We start from the raw sequence: 26,272 nt of genomic DNA, 5'->3' as shown, positions 1-26,272 counted from the left end.
GACTTGTATGTAAAATCCAAGTCTCTATCTCTATAGTTAAAAAGAGCCGTATGTCATCATACAGCCACCAAAATATATTACTTCATTCAGTCAAAATAATTACCTGATTTATGACTTCATCGATACTTAAATCAGATGAATCCAGGTAAAAAGCATCTACTGCCGGAATTAAAGGGGCAGCTTTTCGTTCACGATCACGACGATCACGCAATTCTATCTCATGAGTAATCTTATCAAGGTTAGCATCTATTCCTTTTTCTTTCAACTGTTTAAATCTTCTTTTTCCTCTTTCGAGTGCGCTAGCCGTTAAAAACACCTTATAGGGGGCATCTGCAAAAACGACTGTACCCATATCACGACCATCAGCAACCAAACCCGGAAACCGACGAAAGTCTTTTTGTTTTTGCAATAAAACCGCACGCACTTCAGGATATGCAGCTATCGTTGAAGCTGCGGCACCGGTCTCTTCGGTAGCTAAGCGGTGGGTAATATTTACGCCATCTAATGAGACAATTAACACATCATCACATTCAAAAGCCAAATGCATTTTTTCGGCGAGCAACGTTATTTTGGCAATATCTTGCAAGTCAATCTGTTTATCGAGAGCAGAAATTGCCAGAGAACGATAAATAGACCCACTATCCAGATAATGCCAGCCTAATTTTTTTGCCACCGCGCGGCTTACTGTGCCCTTCCCTGCCCCACTAGGACCATCAATAGTCAATACAGGAATATTCATTAAGCTTCCTTACTACCGATATTAAGTCCTAATTGTGCCGTTAGCGTCACAAAGCCAGGAAATGAAGTATTTACATTCGCACAATCATCTATAATAATAGTTTCGCTTGCCCGTAAAGCCGCCATAGCAAAGGACATGGCAATACGATGGTCGCCATGAGAAACAACAGTTCCACCGCCTATCTTACCACCCTGAATGACCATGCCATCTTCCGTTGGTTGCGCATCAACACCTAGAATTTGTAAACCATCTGCCATTACCTGAATACGATCACTTTCTTTAACTCGCAATTCTTTTGCACCGGTTAAAATAGTTGTTCCCTCTGCACAGGCAGCTGCTACAAATAATACTGGAAATTCGTCTATCGCCAATGCGACAAATTCTTCCGGGATTACAATTCCTTTTAAAGTAGCACTACGTACTCGTATATCAGCAACAGGCTCACCTCCAACTGTGCACTGATTAAGCAGTTCAATATTCGCCCCCATCAATTGCAAAATATTAATCACACCCGTGCGAGTTGGATTAATACCTACATGCTTTAAGGTCAAATCTGAATTTGCCGCAATTGAAGCACCCACCAGAAAAAAGGCTGCTGATGAAATATCACTGGGGACTTCAATATCAGTTGCCTTTAGTGGCCCTAGTCGAGAAATTGTTACCTGATTACCTTTCTGTTTGACAGGGTGAGCAAAGCCCGAAAGCATACGTTCTGTATGGTCGCGTGTTGGTGCTGGCTCAGTTACCGAGGTTTCACCCTGTGCATATAACCCGGCTAATAACAAGCAAGACTTAACCTGAGCACTGGCAATAGGCATATCATAATGAATACCCTGTAAAGCACCGCTTTGACCTCTAATAGTTAAAGGTGCAGTTCCGTTTTCGGTACTTTCAATTATCGCCCCCATTTTACTTAAAGGGTCAATGACACGGCGCATTGGACGACCCGATAAGGACTTATCTCCAGTCAAAACTGCATCAAATTTTTGCCCTGCTAACAATCCGCATAGCAAACGCATTGATGTCCCTGAGTTACCTAAATAGATCGGCTCTTTAGGAGCCTGTAAACCATCCAGCCCAACACCATGAATGGTAACCTTACCATCTACAGGTCCTTCTATTTGCACGCCCATCGCCTGAAAAGCACGCAAGGTAGCTAAAGCATCATCGCCTTCTAAAAATCCTGTCACATGTGTTACACCTTCAGCAAGTGAACCCAACATAATGGACCGATGCGAAATTGATTTATCTCCGGGCACACGTACTTCACCTTGTAAGTGGCCGCCAGGCTGAACAGTAAAAATTATTGATTGTGTCATGTTATTGTGTTGATCTAAAAAGCGCTGCCGAGCATTTCGGGCATAAGTAAAAGTATTGTGCAGTGCCTGAGCTTGACTGCCTTGCAGCATTTGCTTAACATCATCTAGCTCGGAACAAAACTGCTCAATTAATGGAATAATATGTTGTTTATTTGCCATACAGATGTCCACCCACATAGTCGGATCACTGGATGCAATACGCGTAAAATCTTTAAAGCCTCCCGCTGCATATTTAAATATATCGCCTTGCTCGTCTTTTCTGCCTAGCAAATCCACTAAAGCAAAAGCCATGATATGTGGCAAATGACTGGTGGCAGCGAGAACTGCATCATGCTGTTCTATTTGCATATATGAGACTGTACTGCCTAGACCCTGCCAAAAACGGGTTGCTTGCTGAATGAAATTATCCCCGGTTTGTACACAGGGCGTAAAAATGACTCGTTTACCCTCAAATAAATCAACCAGAGATGCATCGACTCCGCTTTTCTCCGCTCCTGCAATGGGGTGAGCCGGAACAAAATTAGCCGGCATCCCGGAAAACAACTCAGACAACGCAGTCACTACACTCCCTTTAGTACTACCCGCATCCATATACAACACGTTATCCGACCAGTACGGTTCAAGCTGCTTAAAAATATCGGGCATTGCCCCCACAGGTGTTGCAATAATCACACAATCAGCATCAGCAACGGCCTCCCCCAGATCGAGACTATAACTATCAACAACTTTTAATGCTAAAGCTTGCTGTAAATTATCCAGCTCTTGCTCACGCCCATAGGCAGAAATCGTTGTACATAGGTTATTTTCTCTGGCCGCACGTGCAACAGACCCACCAATCAGTCCTACACCAATAATGCATAATTTGTTAAACATCCGCTAAAACAGCCTTAAGCGCACTGATAAAAAAATCATTTTCAGTTTCAGTACCGATACTGATACGTAAATGATTAGGCATTTCGTAATTGGCAATAGGTCGCACAATGACGCCTTTATGTAATAAAGCGGTATTTATAGTACTTGCTTCGCGTAGCAAATCGACAGCAACAAAATTGCCTGCTGATTCAATCCAGGGCAAACCCATTGCAGAAAAGGCTTGCGTTAGAAACTGCATGCCAGCATTATTCAGAGCAATAGTCGCTGTCAAATAATCACTATCCTGTATGGCCACCTCAGCAGCTGCCAAAGCAAGCGCATTATTATTAAAAGGCTGACGAACGCGATTTAAAATATCAGCTATCTCAGGACTTGATAAACTGTAACCCACACGTAGACCAGCCAATCCGTATGCCTTGGAAAAAGTGCGGGTAATCACTAAATTAGGATATTCTGCCAGCCAGGAAATTGAATCCGGATAATCATTTTTAGCAACATATTCAAAATAGGCTTCATCTAATACACAGATTACATGCTCAGGAATTAGCGCTAAAAACTCATTTAAGGCTTGCTCAGTTAAATATGTCCCTGTTGGATTATTCGGGTTGGCAATAAATATTAAACGTGTTTTATCGCTAATGGCCGCTAACATGCCCTTTAAATCATGCCCATAATCTATTGCCGGAACCACCCTTGCCTGTGCGCCAACTGCCTGGGTGACCAAAGGATAAACAGCAAAAGCATGCTGGGAAAAAATCACTTCATGCTCAGTTGTTAAAAATGCTCTGGCTAATAATTCCAGAATTTCATTGGAGCCATTGCCCAAAGTAATTTGAGTACTTTTTAAATGATATTTGTCTGCCAGAACCGCTTTTAAGGCAAAACCATTACTATCAGGATAACGCGATAAATCGGCAAAACTTGCCTGTATCGCTTGCTTAACTTTCTCACCAGGCCCCAGGGGGTTTTCATTCGAGGCTAGCTTAATAATATAGGTTAAACCTAGCTCACGCTCTAAATCAGAAATAGGCTTTCCTGCCTGGTATGGAACTAATGTTTGAACGCCTGCTGTGGCGAGCTGGTAAATACTTGATGGCATTTTGAATAGGAAATAAAGAGTTATTAAAGTGAACTATAGATTCGGCGTTGAGGATTTAATATGCGTATAAAAGCCCATTCTATACAAGTTTATAAAATAGCTTTAGGGTATGATCCTAAAATCTTTATCATAGTAACTCGAGATGATAATTCTTCTAACGCAGAGGTAATATCTTTATCAGTTTGATGTCCATCTATATCAATAAAGAACAGGTAATCCCATAAACCTTGCCTTGAAGGACGCGATTCAATTTTAGTCATACTGATCCCATATTTAGCAAATGGCTCTAATATACCGTATAAAGCGCCTGCATGATTTTTAGTGGAAATCAATAATGAGGTTTTGTCTTCAGCAGTTGAGGCAGACGCTAACTGCCCAATAATCACAAAACGCGTGGTATTATCTGATTGATCCTCAATACCATGTACGAGAATCGGTACATGATAAATTTCGGCAGCAATCTCTCCCGCGATAGCCGCTATACCTTGTTTTGCAGCTGCAATTTTCGCTGCCTCAGCATTACTATTGACTTCAGTACAGGGCACTCCTGGCAGATGTTTATCCAGCCATTGACGACATTGTGCCAATGATTGCCTGTGCGATAAAACCTCGGTAATCTGGCTTAAGTCAGTAGCATTGGCCATCAGATTATGTTCTATCCTGATCGCCACTTCACCGCAAATTTGCACAGGTGACGCTACAAAACGGTCTAAGGTTGGAGTGACTACCCCTTCAGTGGAATTTTCTATCGGCACTACACCAAACTGACAATCCCTTGATTCCACAGCCTGAAAAATCTCCTCAATCGTAGTTACTGGAACTGTACAGACTGCATGACCAAAATGCTTAAAGGCGGCTTGCTGAGTAAACGTCCCTTCCGGTCCTAAAAAAGCCACTTGCAATGGTTTTTCAAGCGCCAGACAGGCAGACATTAATTCACGAAAGAAACGTGCAGCCGTATCATTACTCAAAGGTCCGGGATTTAACTCTTTAATACGCCTTAAAACTAATGCCTCCCGATCCGGACGATAAAAACAACTCTCTTCACCAGACGCGATCTTTGTCCTGGCAACCTCTTCAGCCAGCGAAGCACGCTGGTTAATCAATTGCAATATTTGTTGATCGATTACATCAATCTGATTTCTTAACTCAGAAAGAGGGATTACATCAGTCATATGGATACTACGCTTTAGTTAATGAGTACGCTCAAACTCAGCCATAAATTGAATTAAGGCTTCAACGCCTGATTCTGGCATGGCATTATAAATACTTGCACGCATTCCCCCCACTGAACGGTGCCCTTTTAATGCTAAAAAGCCTTGTTCTTTTGCAGTACTTAAAAATGCTTTATCAAGCGTATCATCACTAAGGATAAAAGGCACATTCATCCGCGATCTATCAGCAACTGCAACAGGGTTACTATATAAAGCAGACTGATCGATAGCAGCATAAAGGCTTTTCGCTTTGCGTTGATTGATTTGTTCAATCGCCGCAACGCCTCCCTGGGCTTTCAACCATTGCAACACCAGACCCACTAAATACCAGGTATAGGTGGCAGGTGTATTCAGCATCGACTCTTGTTTAGCCTGTTTTTCATAATTAAAAATATCAGGTAAACTTTTTTGTGCCTTGCCGATTAAGTCATCTCTGACGATAACCACTGCCGCGCCTGCTGGCCCCATATTTTTTTGTGTGCCGGCATATATCAAGCCAAATTTACTGACATCTATATGACGAGATAATATATTAGATGACATATCTGCCACTAGCGGCAAATCGCCTACATCAGGTATATCCTGAAATTCCACACCATGAATAGTTTCATTCGGCGTGTAATGTAAATAAGCAGCCTGCTCATCTATATTCCAGGTGGAACGCTCTGGAATACTGGTGAAATTATTGGCTTCAGAAGTAGCAGATACCACAACATCACAATAAGACTTTGCACCTTTAATAGCTTTTTCAGACCAGGCACCCGTATTGATATAACAAGCCTTGTGTTTATCACCTAATATATTTGCTGGAATGAATGAGAACTGTGCTGTCGCTCCTCCCTGTAGAAACAGGATTTGATAATTATCAGGAACTGCCATTAATTCCCGCAAGTCATCATGCAAGGTTTTAGCAATCGACATAAATTCAGCTCCGCGATGACTCATCTCCATCACCGACATGCCTGAACCTTGCCAGTCCAGCATTTCAGCTTGTGCTTGTTTTAATACAGCCTGGGGCAACATTGAAGGCCCGGCACTAAAATTATATACTTTGGTCATTATTCACTCTTACCCGTATCAGGGTCTAATTTTTCTAATGGTTCACTTGCTGCATCTATACTATCTTCAACTTGGTCACCGACTCTACTTTCATCCAGCCCAGCTTCTGTCTCGGACTCTTCATCCTCAACCAGACCATCAATTTTATCCACGCCAATCAGCTTTTCATTACTGCCCAGGCGTATTACTCTAACACCCTGCGTATTACGTCCGACGACCGAAATTTCATCGACCCGGATGCGTACCAGTACGCCGCCATCAGTAATCAACATAATTTCATCATTCTCGGAAACCAGTAGAGCTCCGACTACCTTACCATTCCGTTCCGAGGTTTGCATCGCAATCATGCCCTGCCCGCCACGTTTATGCCGAGTGAACTCTGCTAAGCGTGTCCGCTTACCATAACCATTTTCAGTGACATTCAGAACCGTCCCCTCAGAAGACGTAATCAGGGAAATAATTTTCTGTTCTTCTCCCAGACGCATTCCTCTAACACCTGTTGCAGTCCTGCCCATAGAACGAACATCAGCTTCACTAAAGCAGTTTGCCTTACCATTACTACTAAATAACAGAATATTTTGATTACCATCCGTTACTGCAACGCCGACTAATTTATCGCCTTCACGTAAATCGATGGCAATCTTACCATTAGCACGTTGACGCTCAAATTCCTTTAACGGCGTTTTCTTAACCGTACCGGCCTCAGTCGCCATAAAGATATATTCGGATTCGCTATATTCACGCACTGTCAACATTGCGCTAATTTGCTCATCTTTGTCTAAAGGCAATAAATTAATAAATGGCTTACCGCGCGATGCACGACTGGCGCTCGGTAACTGATACACTTTTAGCCAATAGACTTTGCCAGCAGAAGAAAAACATAAGATCGTATCATGGGTATTAGCGACAATTAATTTATCAATAAAATCCTCTTCTTTAGTCGCCGTTGCGGATTTACCACGACCACCACGCCTTTGCGCCTGATAGTCTTCCAGACGCTGGGATTTAACATATCCTTCATGTGACATGGTGACGACCACATCTTCTTCGGTAATAAAATCTTCTTCGCTTAAACTGAGCTGATCAATAACAATTTCGGTACGTCGCTCATCAGCATATTCTTCCTTGATAGCCTCTAATTCTTCGCGAATGACTTCCATTAGTCGTACTGCACTTGCCAGAATCTCAAGATAGCCATCAATCAACTCCAGCAATTGTTTATATTCGCTAACAATTTTCTCTTGTTCCAGGCCTGTTAAACGATGTAAACGCAAATCCAGAATAGCCGAGGCCTGTGCTTCAGAAAGACGATATTCAGCCCCATGAATGCCAAACTCCAATGCCAAATCATCGGGTCTGGAGCGATCTGCATCAGCTCGTTCCAATAAAGAAGCAACTAAACCTGCATTCCAGGTTTTAGCCAGTAAACCCGTTTTAGCCTCAGCAGGATTAGCCGCTGCCTTGATTAAAGCGATCATTTCGTCAATATTGGACATGGCGACAGCCAAACCTTCCAATACATGCGCACGTTCACGCGCTTTACGTAACAAGTAAACGGTACGCCGGGTAACAACTTCACGACGATGATTAATAAAGGCATGCAGAATTTCTTTTAAATTCATGCACTGTGGTCGACTATTGGAAATAGCCACCATATTGATCCCAAATACAGTACGCATTTGAGTTTGTTTATACAGATTATTCAATACGACTTCAGGCACTTCACCGCGACGTATCTCAATGACCATACGCATACCGTCTTTATCGGACTCATCGCGCAAGCCTGAAATACCTTCAATTTTAGATTCTTTAACCAGCTCGGCAATTTTTTCCAATAAACGCGCCTTATTCACCTGGTAAGGCAATTCAGTCACTATAATGGCTTGACGAGTCCCTTGGTTATAATCCTCTACATGACTACGCGCACGTATATAAACCTTTCCACGACCAGTGCTATAGGCATCAAAAATACCTGATACACCGTTAATAATACCGGCTGTTGGAAAATCAGGCCCTGGAATAAATTCCATTAACTCACGCACTGTAATCTCAGGATTATCGATATGTGCCAGGCAGGCACTAATCACTTCACCTAAGTTGTGCGGTGGAATATTGGTTGCCATACCCACAGCAATACCTGAAGAACCATTCACTAATAAGGCAGGCACTCGCGCTGGTAAAACAGCAGGTTCGGACTCTGATTCATCATAGTTAGCATTAAAATCAACAGTTTCCTTATCCAGATCAGCCAGCATTTCATGCGCAATTTTTGACATACGCACTTCGGTATAGCGCATCGCAGCAGGAGAATCACCATCAACCGAACCAAAGTTACCCTGGCCGTCAATCATCATATAACGCAACGAGAAAGGTTGCGCCATACGCACAATGGTATCGTAAACAGCGGTATCGCCATGAGGGTGGTATTTACCAATCACATCCCCAACCACACGCGCTGATTTTTTATATGCTTTATTCCAGTCATTACCCAACACGTTCATCGCATATAAAACGCGTCGATGAACCGGTTTTAATCCATCTCTAACATCAGGGAGTGCCCGTCCGACAATAACGCTCATCGCGTAATCCAGATACGACTTCTGCATCTCGTCTTCGAGATTAACTATGGTAACTTCTTTAGCAAATTCTGACATGAGTCCGTCTATTTAAAGCCGATAAATCAATTTACCAGCTTGTAATTTTTCTAAATAACCTGGGCTTTTAATCCAGATTAACATGATTTTTGATAACTGCTTATTATAGCAATAATTACAGGCATTTGGACGCTTAAAATTTATAATCAAAATATCGCGCATAAGCGAGATATGATTTATCCATCTCAACTGACTAGTTGAATCATGGGGAAGTATGTTTAATCGGGAGTCACCTGCAATTAATCGCAAAACATTAAAGATCAGGGGTTATTTTCAAAGATAAGCCTACATATTTCTATGCTAACCCTTAGATTTTTGATATAGGCGCAAAACCTCTTTTACATACTTTTGGGTTTCAGGGTAAGGTGGAATTTTATTATTATATTTTTTGACTGCATTTTCACCAGCATTATAAGCCGCTATTGACAAGCGTAAATCATCATTAAAAAGATCGAGCAAATACTTTAAATACTGCGTTCCTGCAAAAATATTTTGCTTAGGATCCTTTCGATTTAGAGCACCATATTGCTGCGCAGTTCCAGGCATTAATTGCATTAAGCCAACCGCGCCAGCGCTGGAAACTGCCGTGGAATTATAGGCAGATTCTGCATAAATAACCGCATGCACGAGTTTAGGGTCTATACCGTGCTTGGTAGCAGCCTCTTCAATTAACGGCGTATATTTCTTCTTGTTCATTTTCAGATATTTAAACGAAGCTTGATACCCTTTAGGCTTGCTACGAATAATTAGCTTGTATTTTTTATGCTCGGGCCGATCGGTGTAGTAAACCTTCCCGTCAGGCGCTGTATACTTATATACATCTGCCCATGAACTGCTACTGGCAACTATTAAACCTAGCACACAGAAGCATGACTTCCTGCAATTAAACATCGTCAACTATCCATTCGCCAGATATCCGGCTATATCTTCCTTGGAAAAACCTATCTTTTTTGCCACACGATGCGCATGACTCACTCTTGAAATACCCGGAATCAATTTATGTGTTGGATCTTCATCCATAAACTCAACTTGCAGGGCAATACCTTTATTTTCAGCCAGAAAGTGATCAACTAACTGGTGGTTATGAGTAATTAAAATAGTGTTATTGCCTTTCTGGTAAAAGCCGTTAAGCACATTAGCAGAGGTTTCCATTTTTTCTTCAAAAGTAGTTCCTTCAGATAACTCATCCAGTACTACCAGACTTTTTGCAGTTGATGCTAGGAAAATAGCTTTGGTACGTTTCAATTCAGTACCAAAACGCCCTTCGCCATCATCAAGCTGACTAATTTCAGGGACTTGATAGAAAATCCTGTCAGCTACCGCTAGCGTTGCGGAGTCTGCTGGAACATAACTGCCGATCTGTGCTAATAACTGGATCTGGGTTACTGTCTTACAAAAAGCAGTTTTACCACCACTGTTAGGGCCGGTAATAAGCACCAGTTTTTCCTGATCAATTGTAAAATCATTTCCGACATACTCGGCATCTACCTTACTTAATACTGGATTTTTTGCATTCTTTAAACTGATTTTATGATGCTTAGCCTCTATCAACTCAGGTAATACCAGAGCATCTAAATTTGCTTCAGCATATTTTACCAGAGACATTAACTCATCCAGTTGACCTAAAGTATCCAGAACTTTGCCCAGGTCATTAGATTTCCGGAATTCTTCACGCAAAGGCTTAATACAACTATCCCTATCAAAACCACCAATGATTGGAAAGTAAATAAGCATCAAGGGCACTAAAAAAATAGCAAACATTGGAGAAAAGCTTAACAAGCCAATAGGGACAAATAGATTAACCAATACCAGAGCCGCAAAAATACTAGCAATTAATAGTGGCTTAAAAATACGTGGCTTAAAAATAATCGCAGGACTAAAGCGACGTCTATCTATCTTGCTTTGTATGCCTTTTTCCGTGATGTATACCGGCCCGGACATTAACGAATACACGCGCGATTTAGTAAACGCTTCTAACTCACTAAAAAGCGCATCAAGATAGCGGCATTTTGGTTTATTTAACTGCAACACGCCATCAACAAAACCTAATATAAAGCGTATTCCACGCCTGTACTGTTGATAACCATACCCCTCTATTTCTGCATCATCTCGAGCAGTCCCCCCTGATCCCAGAAATTTTGCGAAGAGTAATTGATAAAAAGACTTTTCATTTTTCTGAGCATTCAGCAGCAAATGCTGTAATGCGTTTTTTAATTCCGGGGTTGCCAGGATTTCCTGTACTGCTTGCTGCTTTTCTGAAATCTCTTGCAGCTGATCCGAAGGCTGCGCCAGTGAACGAAATAGAACCGCTTGCCCTATGACCGTTTGCGCATGATTAATAGTATCAAAAACACTATCAACTTCTATGCTTTTAAATGCTCCCGAATCAAGTACACCTGCACCTGTTTCTGCCGGTTTGCTAACACGAATATCAGGCCATTGTTCTTGCCACATCTGTAGTAAAGTCATGTAAATTCTTCTTATTATTTTCTAAATAACCTCAACACAATAATGACCGGGGCCACTATTCCCAAACAAATACACCTGGTTTCAATACGTCTGATAAATATGTGAATCCATAACTCTCAACAGATTAACTGCCTCTATTAGTTATTAAATCCAGCATCAGTTTAACATTGGCATCGGAATCATTTAAAGCTGCAATGTATCGATACTGCTCACCGCCTGCTTCAAGAAAAATATTTTTATTAGTCATATTAATTTCTTCCAGAGTTTCCAGGCAATCAATCGCAAAACCCGGGCAAATAATATCAATATTTTTCAAACCTTCATCAGGTAGTGCCTTTAAGGTTTCTATGCAATAAGGTTGTAACCATTTCGCTTTACCAAATCGCGACTGAAACACGACACGCCACTGTCCATCTTTTAGATTAAGCTGTTCAGCAATTAATTCTGCTGTATTAAGGCATTGATAATAATAAGGGTCCCCTTTTTGGGTTAATAAGTCAGGTAGACCATGAAATGACATCAATAATAGCTCACCACGCCCCTGCACTGCCCATGCTTGTTGCACAGAATCTGCAATCGCGCTGATATATATAGGATGACGGTGATAATCACTGATAAAGTTTAATTCAGGAATATAACGCCACTGCATTAATTCAGTGGCCACTGCATCAAATACACTGGCTGTAGTGGTAGACGAATATTGCGGATACAAGGGGATAACAGTCAGCTGCTCACACTGCGCTTTTTGTAATTTGCGCAATTGCGACGTCAGCGATGGAGGCCCGTAACTCATCGCCATTACCACTGAAACATGCGGATCTTGCTGAAAATGACCCGCCACTTTATCTATCAGGTCCTGAGTTAAATAAATCAGTGGCGAGCCTCGGTCAGTCCAAACTTCAGCATACGCTTTGACTGATTGACGAGGTCTAAATGGCAATACAAAAAAATTTAAAATAAGCCACCAAAGCGAGCGTGGTAAATTGACCACACGCGGATCACTCAAGAACTGACGTAAAAAACGTCTGACAGCTCTTACCGTTAACTGTTCAGGAGAACCTAAATTAACAATTAAAATAGCTTTTTTTTTACTCACCACATGCCACCTTCCTGATTAGCGATTAATTAAACTTAAAAACTCGGCTCTGGTGCTCATTTCATCACGAAAAATTCCGGTCATTACAGAGGTGGTCATGACCGAATTCTGCTTTTCAACGCCGCGCATCATCATGCACATATGTTTAGCCTCAACCACCACAGCAACCCCTTTAGCTTGAACCGCCGTTTCAACTGCATCGGCAATCTGTTTGGTTAGCCGTTCCTGAATCTGCAAACGTCGGGCATACATATCGACAATTCTAGCCAGCTTAGATAAGCCTAACACATGGCCTTGGGGTAAGTAAGCAATATGACATTTTCCCACAAAAGGCAACAAATGATGCTCACATAAGGAATACAGCTCAATATCTTTGACAATCACCATATCTTCAGTATCGGCTTCAAAAATCGCGCCATTTAATACTTCTTCAAGGGTTTTTTCATAGCCATTATTTAAAAACCGAAAGGCTTTAGCAGCTCGTTTAGGAGTGTCAACTAACCCCTCACGCGTCACATCCTCACCAATTGCTTCAATAATTTTGCTGTAATACTCTTCCATCATCCGCCTCTAAAAATTAATAGCCTGCTAGTATACATCATAGTTGTACTAATTCTAATGCCCGCAAAATAACATTCTCATCTGCCCCTATCTTAGGCCCCTGTTCACTTAGATGACGGCGCCATGCTCTTGCGCCTTTAATTCCGTGAAACAAACCCAGCATATGCCGCGTTATACTATGTAACCGGACGCCGGCTGCTAATTGTTGCTGTATATAAGGCAGCATTGCACCCACTATTTCATGACGTGTTTTAAGTTTGCCAGACTGCTGATAAATCACACCATCTACATCGGCTAAAAGATAAGGATTATGATACGCTTCACGGCCAATCATGACGCCATCAACACTCTGTAATAAGTCAGTTGATTGTTCTAAACTGGTAATTCCGCCATTAATAATTATTTCCAGATCAGGAAAGTCCTGCTTAAGCCGCTTTACCATATCATAACGTAAAGGCGGAACCTCCCTGTTCTGTTTAGGAGAAAGCCCTGATAACCATGCTTTGCGTGCATGAATAATAAAGGTATGACAGCCACTGGCCGCTACGCTGCCAATAAAATGAACTAACGCCTCATAAGAATCTTGATCATCAATTCCAATGCGGGACTTAACGCTAACTGGGATAGTCACAGCGTTTCGCATGGCAGCAACACACTCTGCGACCAACTCGGGTTTAGCCATTAAACAGGCGCCAAACAATCCATTTTGTACGCGATCACTTGGACAACCGACATTTAAATTAACTTCATCATACCCATAGTCCTGTGCCATTTTGCTGCAAACAGCTAAATCCTTTGCAGCACTTCCACCTAATTGTAAAGCCACTGGACGCTCTTGCTGAGTAAAGTCAAGATGACGCTCTATATCACCATTTAATAAAGCGCCTGTCGTAACCATTTCCGTATATAAGACAGCATGCTTAGATATTAAGCGATGAAAATAGCGGCAGTGCCTGTCTGACCAGTCCAGCATAGGGGCAACGCAGAATTTATGCGTTGCAAATAAAGATGTATTATGTGCCATACTTCGCGTTAAATTTAGTTTATTTTTAAAATGACATTGCCTGTGACGAACACAGCTAAGTATCAGTCAAGATATTGAAAACAGGAAATTATGACTGTGCAGAAAATAGCATTACTTTGAGCAATTATTAGGCATATAATTAAGCCAACAGTAATCCCGCGAAGTACAGTTCAATTTAATAGGACTATCTTTCATAATCAATAGCATCGCGTTATTGTACACAGAGAATACTAACCATGAAAATCATCTCTACACTCATACTGATACTTGCTATTTCACCTGTATATGCAGAAATTTATAAATGTGAAGAAAATGGCATAATAAGTTATCAACAATTTCCCTGCAAAGAGGGTGGTACGGAATTTATACCGCCAAAAGATATTAGCCCGGAACAGCAGAAAGCCGCGATAGAGAAACTCGACAGAGAAATAGCCATTCAAGCCGAGCAAAAGCAACAACAGCAGGAAGCCGATGATAAAGAGCGCCTGATTCGCGCCCAGGAAGAAAAAGCCGACGCTGCCGCTCAGAACGCCAGGGCAAATACAGCACAAGTATTACAAAATGCACGTCAAACTGAACAAATACGCAATCAAAACCAACGCCCGTATTTCCCTATTGCGCCAGTTAACCCCCCTGATAATTTCCCTATTGCACCAACCGATCCGATTATCCCTGAACCCTTACCGGCAAATAACTGAATAGCTTAAATAACTGGGGCAAAAATAACTAAAGTTAAATTCTGGAAACATCTGAAATTTAAGTTTACGCTGCCCCCAGTTACGCATACCTAAGCCGAAGTGCAGATCAATTAGACCATCTTCCTTCATAGCTGCAATATTTAATTTCTGCTCATTATTCAAAATAGATAGAAGCAATTCCACTGCATCAGTTACAGTTTCGGGTGTCTTAGTGATGTTATGTTATGTAGTGACCAGGTCATTTTTTCATAAATTATGGCTAATGTATTCTTTTACCTGACCACCTATCTCGCCCTTTCCAAAAAGAACATTCTTGGCATTCTTCACCATCTGGATAATCTATACCTTCTTGATGTGGACAACCGATGATAGCATCAACCATAGCAATGGATTTAACACTATATAAATCGATGAATTCTAATATTCCTTCCAGTATTAGAGGGTCTTTTCTGACATCTTCAGTAGACAGCCAGGTTTTCATAGGTTCCGGAGCAGCATTTTCGCTTGCAACAATACCAACCACAACTTTCGTGGCTTTCTTATCGGTTGGACCATAGTATGCAATAGTAGCGGTAGGATAGCCTCTAAAACCTTTACGTACTTTATTGGCTATTTTCTTTTTATTGCGCTCAGATTTTAGACTCATGTTTCAAAATTAATAATGTATACCACGATTTATTGAACTATCTTCCTACTGTCTATGGTTCTGCATAATCCGCAAACCATACCTAATAATTTCCCGTTGCGAGGCAGGGGGGAGACTGATTTCCAGCTCTTTTAATGCCTGACTGATCACAGCTGAATAACCCTGCTGTTTTTCTGTATTGGGAATAGCCATTTTTCAAATACCCATAACTTAACAATTGGTTAGAACTAACTTAATAACAGTTAGAGCTAACTGTTTTACACATTAATATTTATGTTAATACAAAATTAAAGTTTTGTCTGTTTTAGGAGAAAATAGCCAAAAAACGCAACTAAAATTACTAAAATATTTGTTTTACGTAATTTTAATGTTTAGGATATTGTAACTGTGTGTTTTTGTCGTCCTTAATAGGCTTTTTTTGCGTGAAAACTAGATTTTTACGTTTTGCCACTTCCAGAGTCTTTTGGCCGGATACTAGCTATCGCTATAGCTGATAAATACCGCGAAGAATATTTGTTTGCTAAAAAAACTGGCGGCAAACTTGTTGGCCAGCACGCAGCACGGGCTTATTTAAAGAAGCTCGTGGATAAAGCCGGTATCGATAAAAAAATCACAGCACATAAATTAAGGCATACTTATGCCACGAGATTGCTGGAAAAAGATGTACATCTGATCGATATTCAGGCTTTGTTGGGGCATGAAAGTATTGCCACCACGCAGATTTATACGCATGCTGGGCAGGAGCGGTTGAGTAAGTTGGTGGCGGATATATAAATGAACCGCGCGTACCTGGAGCAATACGATAACGACAAAAACATGCATCGGTTTTATCAAATGCATGTTACACCAGGTCTGTTTAATGAATGGTCATTAATACGAGAATGGGGAAGAGTCGGATCTCCTGGAACCGTTCGTAAAGATTGATTTGATACTGAAGAACAGGCTGTTACTGCGGGACAAAAGATAATTGATAGTAAGCAGAAAAAAGGGTATGAAACGATTGTTTTGTTATAACCAAATTATGCCTGGATGGACCTGGAATTTTGGTTTGAATCATAACTCAGGGATTGGCATGTTACGCGTATTCCCAGTCATGCTTGATGATAACTAAGATTTATATGTAGCTGGTCAGGAGAGGTTAAGTAAATTAGTGGCGGATATTTACTTACTTGAATTACTATAACGACGTTTAGTGTAATCAACCTAAAGATTAGAATAAAACTCGCTAAAAAGATTACAAATGTTTTCAGTTTTATTGAATTGCATATCCAAGCTACTTTAACGCTATCTTTGCCACTAAATGAATACCAAAATAAAATATTGATGACAATAACTCACTCAAGCGCTCACTATATCGCTCATGTTAGAAACATAGACAAAAGTAGACAAAAGTAGACAAACAGTAGCAACCCATTTACAAGAAGTCGCTGGCATTGCTAAGAAATTAGCCACTAAAATTAATGTCCCAGAAGCGGGAGAGCTCATAGGACTTTTGCATGATTTTGGTAAATATAGTGCAGTTGCATCAAATTAAGGAAAGTAGAAAAAATGATGAATCAACTTGCCGATAATGAAGAAATCAAAAATATTTTTTATGCACACTCTACCGAACGAAGTGATAAAAATGATTGGCAACCGTTAAAGCAACATCTCGTGAATGTAGGTGAACTTACAGAAGGATTTGCAGCCGCTTTTAATTGCGCAGAATATGGCAAAATAGCGGGGCTGTTGCATGATTTAGGGAAATATACAGTAGAGTTTCAGCAGCGGCTTGAAGGTAAACATCCACGCGTTGACCATGCTACATGGGGTGCAAAAATTGCACTTGATAAATACGGTAATGGTGGCTATTTCATGGCTTATTCTATAGCTGGGCATCATGCGGGGCTTGCCAATGGTGATTATCGTGAAGATAAAAAACTTACGCCATTAAAACAACGCTGTGATAATCCTAATTTGCCTATTTTAAATTCAGTATGGCAAACTGAAATTGATCCGTTGTTACCTCAAAAACTATCCACTCCACCTTTAAAAATCAAAAATTATTTTCAAGTGTCTTTTTTATTCCGCATGATCTTTTCGTGCTTGGTGGATGCTGATAGACTCGACACTGAAAAATTTTGCCAAATTGCAGAAAATAAACCGTTGTCAGCACGAGGACAATACCCAAGTATTACGGAATTAAAAACTCAATTTGACCAGTCTCTCAATGCTTTCCAGCAAAATGACATCGATATAAATCAAAAACGTAGCGCCATTTTATCCACTGTGCGACACAATGCCAAAACGTTTAATCCAAGTTCATCAGGTTTATTCAGTTTAACTGTGCCAACAGGCGGCGGCAAAACGTTGACTTCAATGGCATTCGCCCTTGATCATGCCGAAACCTATCAAAAAAGGCGCATTATTTATGTCATTCCATTTACCAGCATTATTGAACAAAACGCGGAGGTTTTTCGTAAGCAGTTTGGAGAAAACCATCAGCACGCCATTATTGAACATCACAGTGCATTTAATGACGTTGACATTAAAAATCCCGACAGCAGAACCAAGTTAAAAATGGCAATGGAGAATTGGGACGCGCCGATTATTGTCACAACGGCGGTTCAATTTATGGAATCGTTATTTTCTAATCGTCCCAGTGAGTGCCGTAAATTACACCGCATTGCCAATAGCGTCATAATTTTAGACGAAGCGCAAACCTTGCCTTTAGACTTATTACGCCCTTGTATGGCAGCGATTGATGAACTGGCTAAAAATTATGCTTGTTCAATTGTGTTATGTACTGCGACACAGCCTGCTTTGCTAGAGAAGGAAGACGGCTTCAAAGGCGGTTTTCAAAATGTGCGCGAATTAGCTCAATCGGACAGTATTAATCCAGAGCAGCTCTACAAAGATTTTCAGCGTGTTTCTGTGTCACATATCGGTGAGTTAGATGATGCGGCAATTATTCAATGCTTGCGCAACGAAGAACAAATTCTCTGTATCGTCAACACAAGGAGGCAAGCGCAATTGCTTTATCAGGGCATAGTTGATTTAGAAGGTTCATTTCATTTATCAACCTATATGTGTGCGGTGCATCGTAAAGCTGTTTTAAAAATAATTCGTGAGGCTTTAGATGCAGGCAAACCTTGCCGCGTGGTTTCAACCTCCTTAATTGAAGCAGGCGTGGATGTGGATTTTCCACTCGTCATGCGTTCTGATGCGGGTTTAGATTCGATTGCACAAGCCGCGGGGCGTTGTAATCGTGAAGGTAAAAATAAAAAAGAAGACAGTCACGTTTGGATTTTTACCGCAAAAGATCATAAGCCACCGAATGAATTAGAAACTTATGCCAGTAAAATGAAAGAAGTCATGGATATAGCGGAATTTAAGGACGACCTATTAGGGATATCAGCAATTAAAGAGTATTTCTCTCGTGTTTATTGGCAAAAAGAAACCGGGCAGAACAGTGAATTAGATAAACATAATATTTTAAAAACACTTCAGGACAGCAATATTAAAAACTTACCATTTGATTGGATGGCACAAAAATTCAAAATGATTAGCACGACGATGAAAACCGTCATTGTGCCATATGACGATGTTGCTAAAGATTGCATTGAACAATTGAAAAACTTGCCTGAATGGGAAAGTGTTGGGAAATTAGCGCGAAACTTACAAGTTTATACGATTTCTGTTCCGCAACATTTAACTGGTGAATTAATTAAAATTAAAGCATTGCAATATGTTCAGCCTGAACGCTTTGGCGACCAATTCTTGGTTTTGGAAAGCGGTAATATGTATGACAAAAATATCGGCTTTAATTCTGAAGCGAATCCGTTGTTGATAAATGGCGAAGAGTGCATTTTGTAAAGCATTTTTACTAAACATTTATAGAAGATTTTATTTGTGATACGGTGTTTTCTTCTTAAATTTAGCGAGAAAAATATGAAGCGGGTTTTGTTCAAGGTTGAAGAAAAAAGTGATGATTTTACTATTTTTGAAGCATTACAGCATTATATTCGCTAGCTTCATGTTAGTGAATGTCGCTATCTGAAAAAGATAGCGTGGGTTGAAACTACAAATGTTTGAGAAAGAAAGTCATCACCGACTAAACATCGGTGATGTGGATTTACACATTAAAAAGGAGACAATATGAGCAAAGGCATTATTTTAAAGGTCTGGGGCGATAATGCCTGTTTTACCCGGCCTGAAATGAAAGTAGAGCGTGTTTCTTACGATGTCATAACTCCTTCCGCCGCACGCGGTATTGTAGAGGCAATTCATTGGAAACCTGCGATTCGGTGGATTATCGACCGCATTCATGTTTTAAATCCGATTTGTTTTGAAAACATCCGCCGTAATGAAGTGGCAGACATGATAAGCCAAGATAAAGTGAAACAAGCTATGAATAGAGGCAATCTTTCCGAGTTAATTTATCATGTTGATGATGGTAAAAATCGGCAACAACGCGCGGCGGTAATTTTAAAAAATGTCTGTTATGTGATTGAAGCACATTTTGAACTCACAGAACATGCTGAAGCATCCGATAACGAAGGCAAACACATTGATATGTTTAGGCGCAGAGCCAGAAACGGACAATGTTTTTATCAGCCCTATCTAGGGACGCGCGAATTTACAGCTAATTTTGAATTAATTGAAGACCGCACCGCAATTCCGCGCTGTCATGAACAGCTTAACGGCGAAAAAGATTTAGGTTGGATGCTCTGGGATATTGATTTTAAAAATGGCATGACCCCTCATTTTTTTCGTGCCAGCATGACCAACGGCATTATCACCATACCTAGCCAGAAGGAGATTATTTTATGATTCTTCAAGCGTTAGTTAATTATTATGAACGGCTTACCAAGAAGGACAATGTGCTTCCCGCTTACGGTTGGAGTGCAGAGCAAATAAGCTATTGCATTGTGTTAAATGATGATGGTTCTATTCATCACATTGATGATATACGCCTTGCACAGCAGGTTAAAAATAAAACGACTTATCAACCGCTGTCACTTATTGTGCCTGCCTTTCCTGAAGGTAAAACATCAGGGGTCAAAGCTAATTATAGCTGGGATAACACAGCTTACGTTTTAGGTGTTTCTGAAAAGCCCAATAAATTGGATGAAAAATATCAACTTTTTTGGAAGCAAGTGCAGGAGCTTGATGCTACACATTCTAAAGCGTTACAAGTGCTACAAAAATTCCCTGCTTTTTGGGATATTCATAAACAAGAGTATGCCGATTGGAATACCAAAGATTTTTTCGAGAAGAACATTATTTTTCGGGTGTTGAGTTTAGGCAATCAGTTTGTTCATGATTGTGATGAATTTAAAAAACAATGGCAGAGTATTCTTGATCTCTATATGGGAGATCTTTCGAGTGGACAGTGCTTGATTGAGGGTAAAATGGCACAGATCGCCAATTCACATAAAACTATCAAAGGGGTTGATAAAGCACAATCTTCAGGCGCTTTTATTGTTTCATTTAACAAAAGTTCTTTCGAGTCTTATGGATTAAAAAGTGGTAAAAATGCCAGTGTCGGCACAATAGCAGCTTTTAAATATGTGACCGCGCTAAATCATCTATTGCGTCGAGGCGAACATAACAAACAACGTTTAAAAATTGGCGATACAATAACAGTTTTTTGGGCAGAATCCGCTAATAAACAAACTGAAGTAGAAGCCGAAGAAGATTTTTTAGGTAATCTAATTAATTCTACTTCCGAAGAAACCGCCAGCCCTACCGATGGACAAGAAACCCAAAGTTTAGCCACGGTATTACAGCAAGTCGCACAAGGCATTCCTTTACAAAAACTTCGCCCTGACCTTAACCCCGCGACTAAATTTTATGTTTTAGGTATTTCACCCAATGCTGCTCGTCTTGCGATTCGCTTTTGGTATGCCACAACTTTAGACGAAATGGCACGACATATTGGGCTGCATTACCAAGATTTACACCTTGAACCGCAATTCGGTAATGGCTTACCTGAAATTTGGAAGCTCACTTATGCGACTGCACCTATTTATACCGACAACGGCAAACAAAAAACGGATGCAGAGAAAATTTCACCACAATTGGCGGGCAATCTTGCGCGTGCCATTTTTACAGGACAACTTTATCCGCAAAGTCTGTTATCACAAGTGTTAGTGCGAATTCGCTTAGATGGCATAGTGAGTTCAATTCGCGTTTCACTTTGTAAAGCGGTGATTAACCGTGACATTCGTTTGAGTAAAAAAAACCATCAGGAGATACCCATGAGTTTAGATATTGAAGAAAAAAATCCAGCTTACCGTATGGGGCGGTTGTTTGCCGTGATTGAAGAGATGCAAAAAAAAGCATTAGGGGAAGAAATTAAAGCCACGATTCGCGACCGTTATTGGGGGGCGGCTTCAGCCACGCCCGCGCTGGTTTTTCCGATGTTAGAACGTAATATGATGAATCATCTGTCCAAAATCCGAAAAACAGATTCTTATCCCTACGGTAAAGATAAAAAAATAACGGGGCAAAAGTTAGCCAATTCTCTGGATTGGCAAATCGGGCAAATTAAGGAAGGAATGGAAACCTCCTATCCTAAAAATTTGAATTTGCAAGACCAAGGGCGGTTTGCGATTGGCTATTATCATCAACGTTTCACGCGCAAAATAAAAACGAAAACGGGTGAAGAAATTGATAATCCTGTCACTGGAGATAGCGAAGTTCCAGCGCAAAATACTGACGTACCAGCATAATTGTTTTTTAATTTAAGGAAACCACACCATGACCGCACTCAACAACCGCTACGAATTTGTTTTATTGTTTGATATTAAAGATGGCAATCCCAATGGCGACCCGGACGCGGGCAATATGCCGCGTTTAGACCCTGAGACCAATCAAGGGCTAGTTACCGATGTATGTTTAAAACGCAAAATTCGCAATTATGTGGAACTGACGCAAGGTGACAATGCAGGTTACGCAATTTATATGCAAGAAAAAGCCGTTTTGAATAATCAGAATAAACTGGCTTATGAAGCACAAGGTTTAAAGCATGTCGCAAAAAAATTGCCAAATAAGGCGGAGCAAGCTCAGTCTTTAACAAAATTCATGTGTGACCAGTTTTTTGATGTCCGTACCTTTGGCGCAGTAATGAGTACCGAAGTCAATACAGGCACAGTACGAGGCGCAGTTCAAATTGCATTCGCGCGTTCCATTGACCCTGTGTTTCCACAAGAAATTTCCATCACTCGCATGGCAGTCACCAACGAAAAAGACGTTGAAAAAGAACGCACGATGGGGCGCAAACATATTATTCCTTATGGCTTGTATCGTGTTCACGGATTTATTTCAGCAGCATTGGCTGAAAAAACAGGTTTTAGTGAAGAAGATTTAGAGTTGTTATGGAAATCATTGACTGAAATGTTTGAACACGACCATTCTGCGGCACGCGGCGAGATGGCAAGTCAAAAACTCATCATCTTCAAACACGCGGATAAATTGGGCAGTGCACCAGCGCATAAACTGTTTGACCTAATCAAAGTGACGGCTAAAAACCCAGACGTTCCAGCCCGCCATTTTAGTGACTACAACGTTGAAATTAATCCTGAAAATGTATCAATCAACGGTGTTGAAATCATAGATTATGCAAACGTTTGAGCCTATTTTTCTCTCACGCCTCCAACACTACCTGTTCTGTCCAAGACAGTTCGCCCTGATCGAACTTGAAGGCGTTTGGGCAGAAAACCAATGGACGGCAGAAGGGCAAGTGTTGCACAAAAAAGTCAATCAGCCAGACCAACAAAAACGCGGTGCGATTCGTACCGCGTGGGCGTTACGTTTGGCAAACGAAGAACTGGGAATTGAAGGTATTGCCGATGTCGTGGAATATCACAAACAAGAAAACGGCACAGAAATACCCTATCCGATTGAATATAAACGCGGCAAGCCAAAGACACACCGAGCCGATGAAGTGCAATTATGCGCTCAAGCGCTCTGTTTGGAAGAAATGCACGGCATAACTGTACCCGATGGAGCCTTGTTTTATGGTGAAGTACGTCGCCGCACCGCTGTGGTTTTTGATACTGAATTACGTAACTTAACACAAGAAACCATCGCGGCTTGTCGAATGATTGTACAAACTAAGCTCACACCTAAAGCCATCTATAAGTCAAAAAAATGTAGCCGTTGCTCGCTAATTGATCAATGCCATCCAAAAGGTTTTCATAAATCAGCGGCGGCATGGTTAGCTGAACAGATCAAAGAGGATTAAAAATGCGACCTTTACGCAACGTCATTTATATTCAAACGCAAAACTCTTGGTTACACAAAGACAATGACAATCTGGTCTTAAAAGTAGAAAAGGAAACTAAAGCGCGTGTACCCATTCATAAATTACAAGGTTTAGTCTGTTTTGGCCAAGTCACCATTTCACCTTATCTCATGGCGCACTGTGCCGAAAACGGTATCACTATTACCTTTTTAAATATGTTTGGTAAATATTTAGCGAGAGTTGAGGGGCCGGTTAGTGGCAATGTGTTGTTACGCAGAACACAACATTTAACGGGTCATAGTATAGAGAAAAGCGTTGCCATTGCTCAAACGATGCTGACAGGAAAACTATATAACCAACGTTATGTTATTAGGCGATATTGTCGTGATTATGGGGAACAAATAAGTGATAAAAACGTTTTGGCTCAATTGCAAACAGCAGAAAAACGACTCACTCGTTGTTTAACACAATTAAGCGATTGCAAAGGCATAGATACCTTAATGGGGCGTGAAGGAGAAGCCGCGCAAGTGTATTTTGGCGTTTTTAAGCATCTGATACGTCAACCTGACTTTGAATTTGATACTAGAAGACGAAGGCCACCCACTGATCCTGTTAATGCTTTATTATCATTTTGTTACACATTGCTGACACATGACTGCCGTTCTGCATTGGAAACAACAGGACTTGATCCTGCCAGTGGGTTTTTACATCAATTACGCAGTGGTCGTCCTTCTTTAGCATTAGATCTAGCAGAAGAGTTTAGACCGATGGTTGACCGGTTTGTCTTGTCGTTGATTAATAGAAAGCAACTGTTCATTAAGGATTTTGAAACTTTACCTAATGGATCAGTTACGTTAAAAGAAGAACCTCGCAGAACATTATTAGCAGCATGGCAAGATCGTAAACAGGATACCTTGCTACATCCGTGGTTTGAAGAAACTGTACCGATAGGTTTATTACCTTGGTTGCAGGCTCAAGTGTTAGCACGGTTTTTGAGAGGTGATTGCGATAGTTATGTGCCATTTTTGTGGAAATAGAGAGTATTTAGCATGATGATTTTAGTCACTTACGATGTTAGTTTTAAAAATGATTCAGGGCCAAATCGCCTGCGTAGAATGGCCAAATTATGTCTTAAATATGGACAACGAGTTCAATATTCTGTATTTGAAATTGAGGTGGATATGGCGCAATGGACAAAACTAAAAAATGAATTAATAACGGTTATGGATGAATCAGTAGATAGTTTAAGAATTTATTATTTGGGTAATAATTGGGAACGTCGAGTTGAGCATATTGGTGCTAAAGAGGTATTAGATTTAAATGGTTTGTTATTACTGTAATGCGAACTATAAGCGAACATAAAAATATTAATTCTCGCTATGTGCTTAGTTGATTGATTGTTATGAATTTTTTATTAATGAGAAGAATGATTTATAATGTTTTTGGCAGATGCTTTAATAGGTTCGCAATTAATAGCTTTATTAGCTTTCAATTTCAATCGGTTAAGCATAGGCTGTCGCGTCCCGCGTGGGCGCGTGGATTGAAACTAAAAATCCTTTAGCATCAATTAGTAATAGTAGGTCGCGTCCCGCGTGGGCGCGTGGATTGAAACTTTTATAAAGGAAAACAGTATCATTCTATCTTGTCGCGTCCCGCGTGGGCGCGTGGATTGAAACTCAACTGAAGATTCTACAGCAACTTTTAAAGTCGTCGCGTCCCGCGTGGGCGCGTGGATTGAAACTTATATTTATATATATATATAGTAATTATATTGTCGCGTCCCGCGTGGGCGCGTGGATTGAAACTTTTATACTCTATACGATAGTAGTCAAGTGCCGTCGCGTCCCGCGTGGGCGCGTGGATTGAAACAATCCACTCAACAGTATATATTTAAACAGTCCGGTCGCGTCCCGCGTGGGCGCGTGGATTGAAACATATAGTACTTTATCACCTTGCAAGGTGAAGTGTCGCGTCCCGCGTGGGCGCGTGGATTGAAACACTTGCACTAAGAAGATGATCGACTATAGATATGTCGCGTCCCGCGTGGGCGCGTGGATTGAAACAGAGAAGGCTAGTGATAATGTCCCGTTCGCAAGAGTCGCGTCCCGCGTGGGCGCGTGGATTGAAACCGCGAGTGTAGTGCTCCAGACTTTGGCTTTGCGGGTCGCGTCCCGCGTGGGCGCGTGGATTGAAACTTATACCCAAATTATATTTATATCATGTATCAGGTCGCGTCCCGCGTGGGCGCGTGGATTGAAACATTACGCTAGTTCTATGCCTTATGGAAGTATAGGTCGCGTCCCGCGTGGGCGCGTGGATTGAAACTAGCCTCTGTATAACTGATACCCAACTCTCTCCAGTCGCGTCCCGCGTGGGCGCGTGGATTGAAACATAAAAGATGGTACAAGGGCAGCGATAAGAGCCGGTCGCGTCCCGCGTGGGCGCGTGGATTGAAACCATAATAGTCAAGTGCGAAGCTATTGCGGCTCGTCGCGTCCCGCGTGGGCGCGTGGATTGAAACTCATTAATCTTATCAACGGGCAAAACTTTGAGTGTGTCGCGTCCCGCGTGGGCGCGTGGATTGAAACTTG

General features: G+C 41.1%; 25 protein-coding genes and 1 CRISPR repeat array (1 of these 26 only partly in view). Of the genes, 11 read left to right on the top strand and 14 right to left on the bottom strand.

Annotated features, from left to right (window positions below):
• Positions 1-82 precede the first annotated feature (82 nt).
• From cmk to dusA, 11 genes are all read right to left on the bottom strand, one after another.
• Positions 83-739, bottom strand: a complete 657-nt coding sequence (gene cmk / locus AU255_RS06600) for a (d)CMP kinase (protein ID WP_080522133.1) — start codon at positions 737-739, stop codon at positions 83-85.
• Positions 739-2,931 carry a bifunctional prephenate dehydrogenase/3-phosphoshikimate 1-carboxyvinyltransferase gene (locus AU255_RS06595; RefSeq protein WP_080522132.1) on the bottom strand — a complete coding sequence of 731 codons (2,193 nt, stop codon included), beginning with the start codon at positions 2,929-2,931 and terminating at the stop codon, positions 739-741. Before AU255_RS06595 ends, cmk begins: the two co-directional genes overlap by 1 nt.
• Positions 2,924-4,030 carry a histidinol-phosphate transaminase gene (hisC, locus tag AU255_RS06590; RefSeq protein WP_080522131.1) on the bottom strand — a complete coding sequence of 369 codons (1,107 nt, stop codon included), beginning with the start codon at positions 4,028-4,030 and terminating at the stop codon, positions 2,924-2,926. Before hisC ends, AU255_RS06595 begins: the two co-directional genes overlap by 8 nt.
• Positions 4,031-4,119: 89 nt before the next feature.
• The gene (gene pheA, locus AU255_RS06585) at positions 4,120-5,205 is read right to left on the bottom strand and encodes a prephenate dehydratase (protein WP_080522130.1); all 1,086 of its coding nucleotides are present in this window, start codon (positions 5,203-5,205) and stop codon (positions 4,120-4,122) included.
• An 18-nt stretch (positions 5,206-5,223) separates the two neighbouring features.
• Complete coding sequence (gene serC / locus AU255_RS06580; protein ID WP_080522129.1) at positions 5,224-6,303, bottom strand: 3-phosphoserine/phosphohydroxythreonine transaminase; 1,080 nt, start codon at positions 6,301-6,303, stop codon at positions 5,224-5,226.
• Positions 6,303-8,957 carry a DNA gyrase subunit A gene (gene gyrA, locus AU255_RS06575; RefSeq protein ID WP_080522128.1) on the bottom strand — a complete coding sequence of 885 codons (2,655 nt, stop codon included), beginning with the start codon at positions 8,955-8,957 and terminating at the stop codon, positions 6,303-6,305. The genes serC and gyrA overlap by 1 nt, the downstream gene beginning before the upstream one ends.
• A gap of 300 nt (positions 8,958-9,257) precedes the next feature.
• Positions 9,258-9,818 (bottom strand): transglycosylase SLT domain-containing protein, encoded by a 561-nt coding sequence (locus AU255_RS06570; RefSeq protein WP_233144574.1) that lies wholly within the window; start codon positions 9,816-9,818, stop codon positions 9,258-9,260.
• 36 nt (positions 9,819-9,854) lie between these two features.
• On the bottom strand, positions 9,855-11,432 hold the full coding sequence (locus AU255_RS06565) for a MutS-related protein (protein ID WP_143735870.1): 1,578 nt from the start codon (positions 11,430-11,432) through the stop codon (positions 9,855-9,857).
• 118 nt (positions 11,433-11,550) lie between these two features.
• The gene (hemH, locus tag AU255_RS06560; RefSeq protein WP_080522125.1) at positions 11,551-12,525 is read right to left on the bottom strand and encodes a ferrochelatase; all 975 of its coding nucleotides are present in this window, start codon (positions 12,523-12,525) and stop codon (positions 11,551-11,553) included.
• 15 nt (positions 12,526-12,540) lie between these two features.
• Entirely contained in the window at positions 12,541-13,083 is a 543-nt protein-coding gene (gene folE / locus AU255_RS06555) for a GTP cyclohydrolase I FolE (RefSeq protein WP_080522124.1), read from the bottom strand.
• Between the two features lie 37 nt (positions 13,084-13,120).
• The gene (dusA, locus tag AU255_RS06550) at positions 13,121-14,107 is read right to left on the bottom strand and encodes a tRNA dihydrouridine(20/20a) synthase DusA (protein WP_080522123.1); all 987 of its coding nucleotides are present in this window, start codon (positions 14,105-14,107) and stop codon (positions 13,121-13,123) included.
• 236 nt (positions 14,108-14,343) lie between these two features.
• On the opposite strand from dusA, the gene AU255_RS06545 reads away from it, so the two are divergent.
• The gene (locus AU255_RS06545) at positions 14,344-14,805 is read left to right on the top strand and encodes a hypothetical protein (RefSeq protein WP_080522122.1); all 462 of its coding nucleotides are present in this window, start codon (positions 14,344-14,346) and stop codon (positions 14,803-14,805) included.
• Here the strand turns inward: AU255_RS06545 and AU255_RS21210 are convergent.
• The 3 genes from AU255_RS21210 to AU255_RS20050 are packed head-to-tail and all read right to left on the bottom strand — an operon-like array spanning position 14,788 to position 15,643.
• Entirely contained in the window at positions 14,788-15,021 is a 234-nt protein-coding gene (locus AU255_RS21210; RefSeq protein ID WP_332889049.1) for a DUF6794 domain-containing protein, read from the bottom strand. The genes AU255_RS06545 and AU255_RS21210 overlap by 18 nt on opposite strands.
• A 43-nt stretch (positions 15,022-15,064) precedes the next feature.
• On the bottom strand, positions 15,065-15,451 hold the full coding sequence (locus AU255_RS06535) for a hypothetical protein (RefSeq protein WP_080522120.1): 387 nt from the start codon (positions 15,449-15,451) through the stop codon (positions 15,065-15,067).
• 45 nt (positions 15,452-15,496) lie between these two features.
• Entirely contained in the window at positions 15,497-15,643 is a 147-nt protein-coding gene (locus AU255_RS20050; RefSeq protein WP_158083070.1) for a hypothetical protein, read from the bottom strand.
• 252 nt (positions 15,644-15,895) lie between these two features.
• Here AU255_RS20050 and AU255_RS06530 point away from each other — a divergent pair, with 252 nt between their 5' ends.
• The 10 genes from AU255_RS06530 (at position 15,896) to cas2 (ending at position 25,021) form a co-directional block, all read left to right on the top strand.
• Positions 15,896-16,225, top strand: coding sequence for a tyrosine-type recombinase/integrase (locus AU255_RS06530; protein WP_233144573.1), 330 nt, complete (start codon positions 15,896-15,898; stop codon positions 16,223-16,225).
• Positions 16,226-16,375 (top strand): WGR domain-containing protein, encoded by a 150-nt coding sequence (locus AU255_RS20710; protein ID WP_233144572.1) that lies wholly within the window; start codon positions 16,226-16,228, stop codon positions 16,373-16,375.
• 508 nt (positions 16,376-16,883) lie between these two features.
• Positions 16,884-16,985, top strand: a complete 102-nt coding sequence (locus AU255_RS21335) for a hypothetical protein (RefSeq protein ID WP_143735946.1) — start codon at positions 16,884-16,886, stop codon at positions 16,983-16,985.
• Positions 16,986-16,999: 14 nt separating this feature from the next.
• Positions 17,000-19,306 (top strand): CRISPR-associated helicase Cas3', encoded by a 2,307-nt coding sequence (gene cas3, locus AU255_RS06520; protein WP_233144571.1) that lies wholly within the window; start codon positions 17,000-17,002, stop codon positions 19,304-19,306.
• A gap of 282 nt (positions 19,307-19,588) precedes the next feature.
• On the top strand, positions 19,589-20,263 hold the full coding sequence (gene cas5c / locus AU255_RS06515; RefSeq protein WP_080522119.1) for a type I-C CRISPR-associated protein Cas5c: 675 nt from the start codon (positions 19,589-19,591) through the stop codon (positions 20,261-20,263).
• A complete protein-coding gene (gene cas8c, locus AU255_RS06510) occupies positions 20,260-22,167 on the top strand; it encodes a type I-C CRISPR-associated protein Cas8c/Csd1 (protein ID WP_080522118.1) in 1,908 nt (635 codons plus the stop codon). Before cas5c ends, cas8c begins: the two co-directional genes overlap by 4 nt.
• Before the next feature lie 28 nt (positions 22,168-22,195).
• Positions 22,196-23,068 (top strand): type I-C CRISPR-associated protein Cas7/Csd2, encoded by an 873-nt coding sequence (cas7c, locus tag AU255_RS06505; RefSeq protein ID WP_080522117.1) that lies wholly within the window; start codon positions 22,196-22,198, stop codon positions 23,066-23,068.
• Positions 23,055-23,681, top strand: a complete 627-nt coding sequence (gene cas4 / locus AU255_RS06500; RefSeq protein ID WP_143735869.1) for a CRISPR-associated protein Cas4 — start codon at positions 23,055-23,057, stop codon at positions 23,679-23,681. Before cas7c ends, cas4 begins: the two co-directional genes overlap by 14 nt.
• Positions 23,682-23,683: 2 nt before the next feature.
• Positions 23,684-24,718 carry a type I-C CRISPR-associated endonuclease Cas1c gene (gene cas1c, locus AU255_RS06495; RefSeq protein ID WP_080522115.1) on the top strand — a complete coding sequence of 345 codons (1,035 nt, stop codon included), beginning with the start codon at positions 23,684-23,686 and terminating at the stop codon, positions 24,716-24,718.
• 12 nt (positions 24,719-24,730) lie between these two features.
• Positions 24,731-25,021 carry a CRISPR-associated endonuclease Cas2 gene (gene cas2, locus AU255_RS06490; protein ID WP_080522114.1) on the top strand — a complete coding sequence of 97 codons (291 nt, stop codon included), beginning with the start codon at positions 24,731-24,733 and terminating at the stop codon, positions 25,019-25,021.
• Between the two features lie 175 nt (positions 25,022-25,196).
• A CRISPR array of direct repeats spans positions 25,197-26,272; the repeat unit is 32 nt; unit sequence GTCGCGTCCCGCGTGGGCGCGTGGATTGAAAC; it runs 2,336 nt beyond the window's last position.

Source organism: Methyloprofundus sedimenti, assembly GCF_002072955.1.
Taxonomy (GTDB): domain Bacteria; phylum Pseudomonadota; class Gammaproteobacteria; order Methylococcales; family Methylomonadaceae; genus Methyloprofundus; species Methyloprofundus sedimenti.
This window is presented reverse-complemented; position numbering and strand designations above follow the sequence as displayed.